At 67.5% G+C, this 12,103-nt stretch carries 13 protein-coding genes and 1 tRNA gene; 8 read left to right on the top strand and 6 right to left on the bottom strand.

Annotated elements, in window-relative coordinates; all coding sequences use genetic code 11:
• Position 1: 1 nt before the first annotated feature.
• Positions 2–781, bottom strand: a complete 780-nt coding sequence (locus ACSFA2_RS16485; RefSeq protein WP_435456392.1) for an enoyl-CoA hydratase-related protein — start codon at positions 779–781, stop codon at positions 2–4.
• Positions 782–1,066: 285 nt separating this feature from the next.
• On the opposite strand from ACSFA2_RS16485, the gene ACSFA2_RS16480 reads away from it, so the two are divergent.
• The 7 genes from ACSFA2_RS16480 to ACSFA2_RS16450 are packed head-to-tail and all read left to right on the top strand — an operon-like array spanning position 1,067 to position 8,237.
• On the top strand, positions 1,067–2,203 hold the full coding sequence (locus ACSFA2_RS16480) for an iron-containing alcohol dehydrogenase (protein ID WP_435456391.1): 1,137 nt from the start codon (positions 1,067–1,069) through the stop codon (positions 2,201–2,203).
• 36 nt (positions 2,204–2,239) lie between these two features.
• Positions 2,240–3,205 carry a Bug family tripartite tricarboxylate transporter substrate binding protein gene (locus ACSFA2_RS16475; RefSeq protein ID WP_435456390.1) on the top strand — a complete coding sequence of 322 codons (966 nt, stop codon included), beginning with the start codon at positions 2,240–2,242 and terminating at the stop codon, positions 3,203–3,205.
• A gap of 58 nt (positions 3,206–3,263) precedes the next feature.
• Positions 3,264–4,268: a TRAP transporter substrate-binding protein gene (locus tag ACSFA2_RS16470; protein WP_435456389.1), complete on the top strand. Its 1,005-nt coding sequence runs from the start codon at positions 3,264–3,266 to the stop codon at positions 4,266–4,268.
• Positions 4,269–4,276: 8 nt separating this feature from the next.
• Positions 4,277–5,200 carry an amidohydrolase family protein gene (locus ACSFA2_RS16465; protein ID WP_435456388.1) on the top strand — a complete coding sequence of 308 codons (924 nt, stop codon included), beginning with the start codon at positions 4,277–4,279 and terminating at the stop codon, positions 5,198–5,200.
• Between the two features lie 40 nt (positions 5,201–5,240).
• Positions 5,241–5,744 (top strand): TRAP transporter small permease, encoded by a 504-nt coding sequence (locus ACSFA2_RS16460; protein ID WP_435456387.1) that lies wholly within the window; start codon positions 5,241–5,243, stop codon positions 5,742–5,744.
• Positions 5,745–5,763: 19 nt separating this feature from the next.
• Positions 5,764–7,041: a TRAP transporter large permease subunit gene (locus tag ACSFA2_RS16455; RefSeq protein WP_435456386.1), complete on the top strand. Its 1,278-nt coding sequence runs from the start codon at positions 5,764–5,766 to the stop codon at positions 7,039–7,041.
• Positions 7,042–7,064: 23 nt separating this feature from the next.
• Positions 7,065–8,237: an alpha-hydroxy acid oxidase gene (locus tag ACSFA2_RS16450; protein ID WP_435456385.1), complete on the top strand. Its 1,173-nt coding sequence runs from the start codon at positions 7,065–7,067 to the stop codon at positions 8,235–8,237.
• Between the two features lie 146 nt (positions 8,238–8,383).
• Here ACSFA2_RS16450 and ACSFA2_RS16445 read toward each other — a convergent pair.
• From ACSFA2_RS16445 to tolB, 5 genes are all read right to left on the bottom strand, one after another.
• Positions 8,384–8,459, bottom strand: a tRNA-Lys gene (locus tag ACSFA2_RS16445).
• 64 nt (positions 8,460–8,523) lie between these two features.
• Positions 8,524–9,333, bottom strand: coding sequence for a tRNA threonylcarbamoyladenosine dehydratase (locus tag ACSFA2_RS16440; protein WP_435456384.1), 810 nt, complete (start codon positions 9,331–9,333; stop codon positions 8,524–8,526).
• 18 nt (positions 9,334–9,351) lie between these two features.
• Positions 9,352–10,104: a tol-pal system protein YbgF gene (ybgF, locus tag ACSFA2_RS16435; protein WP_435456383.1), complete on the bottom strand. Its 753-nt coding sequence runs from the start codon at positions 10,102–10,104 to the stop codon at positions 9,352–9,354.
• A complete protein-coding gene (gene pal, locus ACSFA2_RS16430) occupies positions 10,104–10,622 on the bottom strand; it encodes a peptidoglycan-associated lipoprotein Pal (protein ID WP_262073958.1) in 519 nt (172 codons plus the stop codon). Before pal ends, ybgF begins: the two co-directional genes overlap by 1 nt.
• A gap of 24 nt (positions 10,623–10,646) precedes the next feature.
• Positions 10,647–11,888 (bottom strand): Tol-Pal system beta propeller repeat protein TolB, encoded by a 1,242-nt coding sequence (tolB, locus tag ACSFA2_RS16425; protein WP_435456382.1) that lies wholly within the window; start codon positions 11,886–11,888, stop codon positions 10,647–10,649.
• Here tolB and ACSFA2_RS16420 point away from each other — a divergent pair.
• Positions 11,887–12,012: a hypothetical protein gene (locus ACSFA2_RS16420; RefSeq protein WP_435456381.1), complete on the top strand. Its 126-nt coding sequence runs from the start codon at positions 11,887–11,889 to the stop codon at positions 12,010–12,012. The genes tolB and ACSFA2_RS16420 overlap by 2 nt on opposite strands.
• Positions 12,013–12,103: the final 91 nt, after the last annotated feature.

Genomic DNA, 12,103 nt, shown 5'->3' with positions numbered 1-12,103 from the left:
TTCAGCGGCCGGTGAAGACCGGCTTGGTCTTGTCGAGGAAGGCCTGGAAGCCGATGCGGAAGTCCTCGGTGTCGAAGCAGGCGTAGGCCTCGTCGGCCTCCTCCTTCGTGAGCGGGCGCGGCTCGGCCAGGCGCCGCACGAACTTCTTGTGCCAGCGCGCCACCAGCGGTGCGCCGTTGGCGATGCGGTGCGCAGTGGCATAGCCCTGCGACACCACCTCGGCGTCGTCGACCACACGGTTGACCAGGCGCTTCTCGAAGGCTTCCCTGGCATCGAACACGCGGCCTTCGAGCACGATCTCCAGCGCGGTGGCACGGCCGACCAGGTCGACCAGGCCACCCAGTTCGCCGTACGACATCACCAGACCCAGCTTGTTGACCGGCACGCCGAAGCGGCTCGATGTGCCGCAGATGCGCATGTCGCAGACCGATGCGATCTCCAGCCCGCCGCCCACGCAGGCGCCTTCGATGACGGCCAGCGTCGGGTGCTTGCTGGTCGCGATGGCCTGCATCGCGTGGTGCGTGACCTGTGCGTACTCCCCGGCCTGCGTCGCGCTGCCGCGGCTGCGCTTGAATTCCTCGATGTCGGCGCCGGCCGAGAAGGCCTTGCCGCCCGCGCCCTTGAGCACCACGCAGCGCAGCTCGTCGTCGGCCGAGAGTTCGGCGAAAGCGTCGGTGATGCCCTGCCACATGCCCAGGTCCATGGCATTCATCTTGTCGGGCTTGTTGAGGGTGACGGTGGCGATGCGCTCTGCGCGCTCGACGAGGATGAGCGAGGTCATGGTCGGGGTCGTCTCTTTCGTTGGTGCGCCGCGCCGAGGCGGTGCGGGTGATGGGCAGGGATGCGGGTGTGCAGACCGGCCGAAGTCTAGGGACGGCATCGCCCGCGGCCAAACGAAAAAAACTGGGCCGGTCTTCAAGAAAAACTCGGGTCGCGGCCCTGTGAGTTTTTCTCGGCAGGGCTTCAAGTTATTCCACGTTGCCCTGCCCGGGCACCGTTCCTAGACTCGCGGCCCACGACGGTCGACCTCGGCCCGACACCCCATCGCGAGACAACGGAGACAAGCTTGGCGCTCATCAACTACATCACCCAGATCCAGATCGACTTCGGCTCGGTGCAACTGCTCGCGCAGGAATGCGAACGCATCGGCATCCGACGCCCGATGGTCGTGACCGACGCCGGCGTGCGCGCGGCCGGCGTGCTCGACCGCGTGACCGCGCACCTCGGCGGGCGCGAGTTCGTCGTGTTCGACGGCACGCCCTCCAACCCGACCGAGCGCGCCATGCGTGCCGCCGTCGCCATGTACCTGGAGAACCGATGCGACGGCATCGTCGCGGTCGGCGGCGGCTCGCCGATCGACCTGGCCAAGGGCGTGGCGGTGTGCGCCACGCACGAGGGCCCGCTCAAGTCCTTCGCGGCCATCGAGGGCGGTGCGGCACGCATCACCGCGGCCACGGCGCCGGTGATCGCCGTGCCGACCACGGCCGGCACCGGCAGCGAGGTCGGGCGCGGTGCCGTGCTGATCCTGGACGACGGGCGCAAGGTGGGCGTGCTCTCGCCCTTCCTGGTGCCGCGCGTCGCGCTGTGCGACCCCGAACTGACGCTCGGACTGCCGCCCTTCCTCACGGCCGCGACCGGCATGGACGCCATCGCGCATTGCATGGAGACCTTCATGGCGCCGGCCTTCAACCCGCCGGCCGATGGCATCGCGCTCGACGGCCTGCGCCGCGCCTGGAAGCACATCGAGACGGCCACGTCGACGCCCGGCGACCGCGAGGCGCGGCTCAACATGATGAGCGCATCGATGCAGGGCGCGCTGGCCTTCCAGAAGGGCCTGGGCTGCGTGCACAGCCTGAGCCATTCGATGGGCGGCCTGAGCCCGCGCCTGCACCACGGCACGCTCAACGCCATCCTGCTGCCGGCCGTGATCCGCTTCAACGCCTCGGCGCCGTCGATGCTGAAGGACGAGCGGCTCGCGCGCATGGCGCAGGCCATGGACGTGGGCGGGGCCGACGACGTGGCGCCGGCCGTGACGGCGATGAACCGCCGGCTCGGTCTGCCCACCGGCCTGCGCGACATCGACGTGTCGCCCGAGATCTTCCCGCGCGTGATCGAGGGCGCGCTGAAGGACCACTGCCACAAGACCAACCCGCGCGAGGCCAGTCCCGAGGACTACCAGGCGATGTTGATGACATCCATGTAGAAGCTTTCCCCAAAAACAGACGGAGACAAAGACACCATGCAAAGACGCCACTTCATCGCATCCACCCTCGCGGCCTGCAGCCTGCCGCTGGTCCATGCGCAATCGCCGCTGCCCAGCGGCCCCATCCGCATCGTGGTGGGCTTCCCGCCCGGCGGCGGCACCGACGTGATGGCCCGCGTGATGGGCCAGAAGCTGTCGGTGATGTGGAACACGCCGGTCACGGTCGAGAACAAGGCCGGCGCCGGCGGCGTGATCGCGGCCGAGTACGTGGCCAAGGCCGCGAACGACGGCACCACGCTCCTGATGACCAACATCAGCAACCACGCGATCGCGCCGGCGCTCTACCCGTCGCTGCCCTACGTGGTCGAGCGCGACTTCACGCCGCTGATGCTGGTGGGCGTGACGCCCAACCTGCTGATCTGCAACCCGAGCCAGCCGGCCCGCACGCTGAAGGACATCGTCGAGCTGTGCCGCGCCAAGCCGGGCACCGTCACCTTCGGCTCGTCGGGCGCCGGTGCCTCGCAGCACCTGGCGATCGAACTCTTCAAGCTGCGCGCCAACATCGACGCGCTGCACGTGCCCTACCGCGGCTCCGCGCCGATGCTGACCGACCTGATCGGCGGTCAGATCAACTACAGCTTCGAGACCATGACCTCGGCCACGCCGCAGGTGGCCAGCGGCAAGCTGATCGCCATCGCCCAGACGCGACCGCAGCGCTCGAAGGCGCAGCCCACCGTGCCGACCGTGGCCGAGCTGGGCTACCCCGGCTTCGACGCGAGCACCTGGTACGGCCTGGCCGGCCCGGCGCGCATGGCGCCGGCGATGGTGCAGCGCATGAACGAGGACTTCAACAAGGTGCTGGCGATGCCCGACGTGGCCGAGAAGCTGGCCGGCTACGGCGCCGAGGACGGCGGCGGCTCGGCCGCGAAGTTCGTCGACTTCATCGCGGTCGAGAAGGACAAGTGGGCCAAGGTGGTGAAGGAGGCCAAGGTCACCGTCTGAACCCGGGCACGCCGGCGCCCGCGTGCCGGCCGCAGATCACAACGACAGGAGACAAGCCATGCAGAACAACACCCGACAATTCGCAGGCGGCATGCTCGCGGCATCGATCGCCCTGGCCTTCGCGCTCGGCGCCGGCACGGCCGCGGCGCAGACGCCCGTCAAGCTGCGCTTCAGCCACACCGTGCCGGAGAGCGACTCGCAGCACAAGGCCGCGCTGGAATTCAGCAAGCGCGTGAAGGAGCGCACCCACGACGGCGTGGAGATCCAGGTCTTCGCCAACAGCCAGCTGGGCAACGACGTGACGCTGGTGACCGGCGTGCGCAGCGGCACCATCGACATCGGCGCCACCGGCAACCCCTTCGTGACCGGCCTGGCGCCCAAGCTCAACGCGCTCGACCTGCCCTACCAGTTCGCCGATGCGCAGCAGGCCTACCGCACGCTCGACGGCGCGGTCGGCCGGTCGCTGCTCGACGAGCTGGGCGCGCACCAGATCAAGGGCCTGGCCTTCTGGGAGATCGGCTTTCGCAGCCTGGGCAACAACAAGCGGCCGATCAACACCGCCGCCGACATCAAGGGCCTGAAGATCCGCACCACGCCGAACCCGTCGCACCTGAAGGCCTTCCAGCTGCTGGGCGCCAACCCGCAGCCGATGCCCTTCGCGGAAGTCTTCGGCGCGCTCGAGTCGGGCGCGGTCGACGGCCAGGAGAACCCGCCGACGCTGATGCTCTCGTCGAAGATGTACGAGGTGCAGAAGTACCTGTCGCTCACCCGCCATGCCTACACGCCGCTGGTGGTGATCATGAACAAGGCGCGCTTCGAGTCGCTCAAGCCGGAGTTCCAGAAGGTCATCCTCGACGAGGCATCGACCGCCGCGAACTTCCAGCGCAAGCTGAACAACGACGGCGAGAAGGCGGCCATCGCCGAACTGCGCGCCAAGGGCATGCAGATCAACGAGACGCCCGACGTCGAGAGCATCCGCAGGATCGTGCGCGACGAGACCCGCAAGCTCTACGTCGAGAAGAACGGCGACGCCGTGCTCAAGGCGATGGACGCACAGCCCTAAGCCACCGCATGAGCACCCTGCCCCGCGCGATCGTCGACGCGCACCACCACCTGTGGCACCTCTCGGAGGGCCATTTCCCCTGGCTGCAGGACGGCTACGACGCCACCGCCTTCTTCCTGGGCGACTACAGCACGCTGCGCCACAACTTCGGCGTGGCCGACTACCGCGCGGTGACGGCAGGCCTGCCCATCGTCGCGACCGTGCACGTCGAGGCCGAGCGCTCGCGTGCCGAGTCGCTGGCCGAGACGCGCTGGCTGCACGCCATCCACGCGCAGCACAACTTTCCGAACGCGGTGGTCGCCAACGTCGAGTTCCTGGCACCGGATGCGCAGGCGCAGATGGCGGCGCAGGCCGAGTGGCCGCTGGTGCGCGGCGTGCGCTGCAAGCCGCGCATTGCGCGCAGCCCAAGCGACAGCGTGCGCGGCCAGCCGGGCACGCTGCAGGACGAAGCCTTTCTCGCCGGACTCGGCCTGCTGCGCGCGCACGACCTGCTGTGGGACGTGCGGGTGCCCTATTGGCATCTGGAAGAAGCGGCCGAGGCCATCGCGCGCTTTCCCGGCCTGCGCGTGGCGATCGAGCACGCCGGCCTGCCATGGGACCGCAGCGACGACGGGCTGGCGCACTGGCGTCGGGGCATGACGGCGCTGGCCGCGCTGCCCGACGTCTGCGTCAAGCTCTCGGAGTTCGGTCTGCCCGACGCTCCCTGGGACGCCGAGAGCACGGTGCGCGTGATTCGCCAGACGGTCGAGATCTTCGGCTGGCAGCGCTGCCTGTTCGCCAGCAACCTGCCGGTGTCGGGCCTGCGCGCGCCCATGAGCGAGGTGGTGCGCACCGTGGCCGAGGCGCTCGAGCCGCTCGACGTGGACGCACGCGACGCCATCTGGTGCGGCAACGCGCTGCGCTTCTACCGCATCGCGCTCCCCACCCGCTGACGCCGACGCATTCCACATCCACAACAACAGGAAACCCGTCATGCTGTCCCGCCTCTTCGAGCGCGTGGCCAACGTGCTGATGATCACGATGATGGCCGTCATGGTCGCGCTCGTGTTCGGCAACGTCGTGCTGCGCTACGCCTTTAACTCCGGCATCGTCTTCTCCGAGGAAGCCTCGCGCTTCGTCTTCATGTGGCTCACGCTCATCGGCGCGCTGCTGGTGATGAAGGACAACATGCACCTGGGCATGTCGACCCTCGTCGCGCGCCTGGGCGAGCGTGGCCAGCGCTTCTGCAAGCTGGTCGCGGATGTCGGCGCGCTGGCCTGTTGCCTGTTGCTGGTGCATGGCAGCTGGAAGCTGGTGGTGATCGGCATGGACGACCGCGCCCCTGTGACCGGCGTGCCCATCGGCCTGGTCTACGCCTGCCTGCCGGTGGCCAGCGCCGGCATGGCGCTGATCCTGGTGCGCTCGCTGTGGCGGCTGCTCAGCGGCCGCATGCGGCGCGACGAGCTGGTCAACGACACCGGCACAGCCGGCGAATGACGGCCTCCGAGAACACCGCATGACCATCTTCGTCTTCATCTCTTCTCTGCTGGGCGCCATGGCCTTCGGCATGCCCATCGCCTTTGCGCTGCTCGTCTGCGGCGTCGCGCTGATGGTGCACCTGGGCAGCTTCGACACGCAGATCCTCGCGCAGAACATGCTCGAGGGCGTCAACAACTACCCGCTGATGGCGGTGCCCTTCTTCATGCTCGCCGGCGAACTGATGAATGCGGGCGGGCTCTCGTCGCGCATCGTCAAAGTGGCCGACGCGATGGTCGGCCACGTGCGCGGCGGGCTCGGCTACGTGGCGATCATCGCGGCCACGGTGGTGGCGAGCATCTCGGGCTCGGCGGTGGCCGACACCGCGGCGGTCGCGGCGCTGCTCATTCCGATGATGCGCAACGCCGGCTACAACGTGCCGCGCGCCGCGGGGCTCATCGCCGCGGGCGGCATCATCGCGCCGGTGATCCCGCCGTCGATCGCCATCGTGGTGTTCGGCGTGGTGGCGCAGGTGTCGATCACCAAGTTGTTCCTGGCCGGCCTGTTCCCCGGGATCATGATGGCGCTGACGCTCACCGCCACCTGGTGGCTGTGTGCCAAGAAGGAGAAGAACGTGGCGGTGCGCCACTTCAGCGGGCGCGAACTGGGCCGCGCGCTGCTGGACGGCCTCTGGGCGCTGGTGCTGCCGGTGGTGATCATCGGCGGCATGAAGTTCGGCGTGTTCACGCCGACCGAAGCCGCGGTGGTGGCCGTGGTGTATGCCTTCGTGGTCGGCAAGCTCGTCTACGGAGAACTCAGGATGGCGCGCATGCCCGAGCTGGTGCTCAGCGCCGCCAAGACGTCGAGCACGGTGCTCTTCCTGGTGGCCTGCGCGCTGGTGTCGGCCTGGCTCATCACCATCGCCAACATCCCGGCGCAGGTGAGCGAACTGCTCGAGCCCTTCGTCGACAACAAGGTGCTGCTGATGTTCGTCATCATGGTGCTGGTGATCATCGTGGGCACCGCGCTCGACCTGATGCCCACCGTGCTCATCATGACGCCCATCCTGATGCCGGTGATCACCAAGGCCGGCATCGACCCGGTGTACTTCGGCGTGATGTTCATCATGAACAACGCCATCGGCCTGCTGACGCCGCCGGTGGGCACGGTGCTGAACGTGGTGGCCGGCACGGCGCGCGTCAGCCTCGACAGCGTGATCTCGGGCGTGTGGCCCTTCCTGCTGTCGCTGACCGCGCTGATGTTCCTCTTCGTGCTGTTCCCGCAGCTCATTCTCGTGCCGGCCAGCTGGCTGCGCTGATCTTCTCTCGCCCGTTCTTTCTCATGCCTCTCGTCACCAACATCGAAGACCTTCGCGTGCTCGCGAAGCGCCGTGTGCCGCGCATGTTCTACGAGTACGCCGACGCCGGCTCGTGGACCGAAAGCACCTACCGCGCCAACGAAGCCGACTTCCAGCGCATCCTGCTGCGCCAGCGCGTGGCGGTGGACATCGGCGCACGCAGCACCCGCACTCAAATGCTCGGCCAGGACGTGGCGATGCCGGTCGCCATTGCGCCGACCGGGCTGACCGGCATGCAGCATGCCGACGGCGAGATCCTGGCAGCGCGCGCGGCCAAGGCCTTCGGCGTGCCGTTCACGCTGTCGACCGTGAGCATCTGTTCGATCGAGGATGTCGCCGAGGCCACCGACGGTCACCCCTTCTGGTTCCAGCTGTACGTGATGCGCGACCGCGCCTTCGTCGAACGCCTGATGGCCCGCGCGCACGCGGCCAACTGCACGGCGCTGGTCCTCACGCTCGACCTGCAGATCAGCGGCCAACGCCACAAGGACTTGCGCAACGGCCTGTCGGCCCCGCCGCGCCTCACGCTGCGCAATCTGCTGAACATGGCGAGCAAGCCGCGCTGGTGTGCCGGCATGCTGGGCACCAGGCGTCGCAGCTTCGGCAACATCGTCGGCCATGTGGAGGGTATCGAGACGATGACGTCGCTGGCCGACTGGACTTCGAAGCAGTACGACCCGACGCTCAACTGGAAGGACGTCGCCTGGATCCGCAAGCAGTGGCCGGGCCAGCTGATCCTCAAGGGCATCCAGGACGTGGAAGACGCCAAGCTCGCCGCCGACAGCGGTGCCGATGCGCTGATCGTGTCGAACCACGGCGGGCGGCAGCTCGACGGCGCGCCGTCGTCCATCCGGGCGCTGCCGCGCATCGCCGAAGCGGTCGGCCACCGCATCGAGGTGCACATGGACGGCGGCATCCGCTCCGGGCAGGACGTGCTGAAGGCGATGGCACTCGGCGCCAAGGGCACCTACATCGGCCGCGCCATGCTCTACGGTCTCGGGGCCATGGGCGAGGCGGGCGTGACGCGCGCACTCCAGGTGATTCACAAGGAGCTCGACCTCACGATGGCCTTTTGCGGCCGCACCGACGTTCGCGATGTCGACCGCAGCGTGTTGCTCGACGAACCGGCATCACCTGTGGGGTTCCCGGCGTTCTGAGCACAACGCGCGCGCTCGCAGCGCTCGCGGCTCCTCGATGGCGTTCGAAGGTGACCTGGATCGTGATTGAATCTGCACGCTCCGCAAAAACAAAAAGCCTGCTATCGTTTCCGAAGCAGGCTTTCAAGCATTCACGCGGTGTTGGGTGGTGGGACGTGCGGGGGTCGAACCCACGACAAACGGATTAAAAGTCCGCTGCTCTACCAACTGAGCTAACGTCCCGGATCGATCTTGTTGTCGATGTTCCTGGGTCTTGCCGGTGTCTCGACGCCGGCAAAGCCTACGATTATAGCGTGGCGCGAAGGGCGATCTTGTCCAGCACCCAGCCGGCGGCGCATTGTCCGAAGGTGGCCGTCACGCTCACCACCGAGCCGTAGCCGTGGCAGTTGAGCGAGCCGTCGCCTTCGATGGCGCACGAGGCGTCCGGTGGCGCGACGCTCTCTCGGCTGAAGACGCAGGCCACGCCGATCTTCTTGCCGTCGCGCGGGGCGGCGTGCAGCTTGCGCAGCCGGTTGCGCACCTGCGCCAGCAAAGGATCGTGCGTGGTGAGGGCGAGATCGTCGATCTCGACCTTGTGCGCCAGGCGCTTGCCGCCCGCGGCCCCGACGGTGACAAAAGGCGTGCGTGTTGACCGTGCCCAGGCGGCCATCGTCACCTTGGCGCGGACCTGGTCGCAGGCGTCGATGACGGCCGTGAGCGGCCCGTTCGCGCCTTCGGCCACGGCCACCTGGCCGAGCCAGTGGTCGGGCTCGACGAAGTCATCGATGGCCAGCACCTGGCAACCGGGGTTGATCTGCGCGATGCGCTCGCGCATCGCTTCGACCTTGGCCTGGCCGACGGTCGATTCGAGCGCGTGGATTTGGCGATTGATGTTGGATTCGGCGATGTGGTCCAGATCGACCAGCGTGAGTCGCCCCACCCCGCTGCGGGCCAGAGCCTCGACGGCCCAGGAGCCGACGCCACCAATGCCCGCGATCAGCACGTGCGCGCTGCGGATGGCTTGCGCCCCCGCCACGCCATAAAGGCGTTCGAGCCCGCCGAAGCGGCGTGCCAGGTCAGGCTCGGGAACGGATGGCGCGAGCGCCACGGCATCCATGGGCGCAACGCCTCGCGGTTACTTCAGGCGCGAGAGCCGCTCGCGGCCTGCCTGTGCGGCTTCGGACTGCGGATAGGCCTTGGTCAGGTCTTCCAGCGTGCGGCGGGCCGCGCGCGTGTCCTTGAGCTCGATCTGGCAGTTCGCGATCGACAGCACCGCTTCGGGCGCCTTCGCGTGATCGGGCGCCAGCGACAGCATCGACCGGAAATTGGCGATCGCTTCGTTGTAGTTGCGTGTCGCATACTGGGCATTGCCCAGCCAGAACAGCGCCGAGGGCGTGTAGCCGCTTTGCGGGTAACGCTTCACGAATTCGGCAAAGGCGGTCTGCGCCTGCGCGAACTGACCACTGCGGAACACACCGAGCGCCGCATCGAAGTCGGCCTTCTCGCGCGGGTCGGCGGTGAACTCGCGTCCATCGACCGCCACCTTGGCCGGCTCGTTCTTCTTGAGCCGATCGTCGATGTCGGTCTGGCGCTGCTGCAGTTCAGACACCGTGCGCGCGAGCTGCTCGTTCTGCCCCGTCATGCGCTGCATATCGCCGCGCATTGTTTCGATCTGGTTCTGCAGGTCGAGCAGGCTGCGGCGCAGCTGGCCGTTCTCGTCGGTCAGCCGCTGTTCGCTCTGCGTGCGCATCGCCTCGACGCGCTGGCGAAGCTCGAGGATGGCGCGGCGCGCCTCGTCATCCTCGAACAGCGCCGCATTGGCGCCGGCCGACATGCAGACCAGCAGCGCTGCGAGCGCCGCGTGGCGCAAATCGAATGCGCGTGTCATCAACGGTAGGTGATCTCGGCGCGACGGTTCTGGGCCCAGACGGATTCACCGCTGCCCGTCACTGCCGGCTTTTCCTTGCCGAAGCTCACGGCTTCGACCTGGTTGTCGCTGATGCCCAGCAGGTTCAGCGCACGGCGAACGGCTTCCGAACGCTTCTGGCCGAGAGCCAGGTTGTATTCGCGGCCGCCGCGTTCGTCGGTGTGACCTTCGATCGAGATGCGGCGCTGCGGATTGGCCTTCAGGAAGCGGGCGTGACCGTCGATGAGCGACTGGTACTCGGGCTTCAGGGTGTAGCTGTCGTAGTCGAAGTACACGATGCGTGCAACGCCGACGGGACCTTGTGCCGTGGCGGCGTTCGGGTCGATGGTGACGGGTGCCACGCCGCTGGCGGCGCCGCTGCTGCCCTGGCCGGCGCCGCCCGAACGGTCCACCACGGGGGTGTCGTTCAGCTTGGTACCGGACGAGCAACCGGCGATCAGGGCCACGATGGCCAGCGAATAAATCGTGCGTTTCAACATTACAGACTCCTCAAGTTAATCTAATCATTGCTTTTGAAACGGACCCCAGTCCGGTTCACGGATATCTCCGGCCTGCCCGGCCAACCGCGCCTTGATCTTGCCGTCGAGCGTGGTGGTCATCAGTGCTTCGCGCCCTCCAAGCTGCGTGGCATAGACGATCAGCTTGCTGTTGGGGGCAAAACTGGGGTTCTCGTCGGCAGTGGTGTCGGTGATCGCGGTCACATTGCCGCTCGCCAACTCCATCACGTGCAGTTTGAAGGCTCCCCCTACGCGGGAAATGTAGGCCAACCACCGGCCGTCCCCGCTGACAGAAGGTGAAATGTTGTAAGAGCCGCTGAAGGTGACGCGCGTCGGCGAGCCGCCGTTGGCGCCCATCTTGTAGATCTGCGGCGCACCGCCGCGGTCGCTCACGAAGTAGATCGTGCTGCCGTCGGCCGAGTAGGTCGGCTCGGTGTCGATGCTGCTGCTCTGCGTGAGCCGGCGCGGCTCGCCACCGCTCGCGGCGATGGTGTAGAGCTGGGAGCCGCCGTCGCGGCTGAGCGTGACGGCCAGCGAATTGCCGTCGGGCGCCCAGGCCGGTGCGCTGTTGGAGCCGCGGAAGTTCGCCAGCAGGCGACGCTGGCCGCTGGCCACGTTGTGCACGTAGACCACCGGCTTGCGCGACTCGAAAGACACATAAGCCAGCTGCGAGCCGTTGGACGACCAGACCGGCGAAATGATGGGTTCCGGGCTGGCCAGCGCGGCCTGCGCGTTCTCGCCATCGGCGTCGGCCACCCACAGGCTGTAGCGGCTGCCGCCCTTGGTGACGTAGGCGATGCGGGTCGAGAAGATGCCCTTCTCGCCGGTCAGCTTTTCGTACACATAGTCGGCGATGCGGTGCGATGCGAGGCGCAGGTCGGCCTGGGGCACGGTGTAGCTCTGGCCGCCGAGGTCTTGCCCGCGCACCACGTCCCACAGGCGAAAGCGCACGTCGAAGCGGCCATCGGCCAGCTTGGTGACACTGCCCACCACGAGCGAGTCGGCGGTGCGCTGACGCCACAGCGTGAGGTCGGGCCGCGACGCCTCGTCGAGGGCTTGCCCGGACGCATCGACGCCACGGAACTGGCCGCTGCGTTCGAGGTCGGCCTGGACGATCGCCGAGATCTTCTGGGGCGAGGCATCCTGCCCCTTGAAGGGAGCCAGCGCGATCGGCAGCTGCGTCAGGCCCACGCCCGACACCTCCACCCGGAATTGGGCGAGCGCGGGAACCAGGGGAGAGGCAGCCATGGCCGCGACGAGCGCACGGCGGGCGTTGAACGATGAAGAAGAAGGCAAGGGAAATGCGGACAACGGCTTTTTCATGCAGTTCGGAGAGTTTCGCGGCGACAAAGTTTCATGGATCGATCACTGATGTCGGCAACCCGCGATGGTACACATTGCCAAACCGCAATTCGTGACGGGGCCGCAATACATCAGCATGGTCCTACAAAGAAGCGGTGGAA

The organism is Variovorax cryoconiti (assembly GCF_051216395.1).
Classification (GTDB): domain Bacteria; phylum Pseudomonadota; class Gammaproteobacteria; order Burkholderiales; family Burkholderiaceae_C; genus Variovorax.
This window is presented reverse-complemented; position numbering and strand designations above follow the sequence as displayed.

What these genes read in the sequence shown, in the direction of transcription:
- ACSFA2_RS16485 (WP_435456392.1), bottom strand. Translation starts at nt 781, where the DNA reads ATGACCTCGCTCATCCTCGTCGAGCGCGCAGAGCGCATCGCCACCGTC.
- ACSFA2_RS16475 (WP_435456390.1), top strand. Translation starts at nt 2,240, where the DNA reads ATGCAAAGACGCCACTTCATCGCATCCACCCTCGCGGCCTGCAGCCTG.
- ACSFA2_RS16470 (WP_435456389.1), top strand. Translation starts at nt 3,264, where the DNA reads ATGCAGAACAACACCCGACAATTCGCAGGCGGCATGCTCGCGGCATCG.
- ACSFA2_RS16465 (WP_435456388.1), top strand. Translation starts at nt 4,277, where the DNA reads ATGAGCACCCTGCCCCGCGCGATCGTCGACGCGCACCACCACCTGTGG.
- ACSFA2_RS16460 (WP_435456387.1), top strand. Translation starts at nt 5,241, where the DNA reads ATGCTGTCCCGCCTCTTCGAGCGCGTGGCCAACGTGCTGATGATCACG.
- ACSFA2_RS16455 (WP_435456386.1), top strand. Translation starts at nt 5,764, where the DNA reads ATGACCATCTTCGTCTTCATCTCTTCTCTGCTGGGCGCCATGGCCTTC.
- ACSFA2_RS16450 (WP_435456385.1), top strand. Translation starts at nt 7,065, where the DNA reads ATGCCTCTCGTCACCAACATCGAAGACCTTCGCGTGCTCGCGAAGCGC.
- ACSFA2_RS16440 (WP_435456384.1), bottom strand. Translation starts at nt 9,333, where the DNA reads ATGGATGCCGTGGCGCTCGCGCCATCCGTTCCCGAGCCTGACCTGGCA.
- ybgF (WP_435456383.1), bottom strand. Translation starts at nt 10,104, where the DNA reads ATGACACGCGCATTCGATTTGCGCCACGCGGCGCTCGCAGCGCTGCTG.
- pal (WP_262073958.1), bottom strand. Translation starts at nt 10,622, where the DNA reads ATGTTGAAACGCACGATTTATTCGCTGGCCATCGTGGCCCTGATCGCC.
- ACSFA2_RS16420 (WP_435456381.1), top strand. Translation starts at nt 11,887, where the DNA reads ATGGCCGCGACGAGCGCACGGCGGGCGTTGAACGATGAAGAAGAAGGC.
- tolB (WP_435456382.1), bottom strand. Translation starts at nt 11,888, where the DNA reads ATGGCTGCCTCTCCCCTGGTTCCCGCGCTCGCCCAATTCCGGGTGGAG.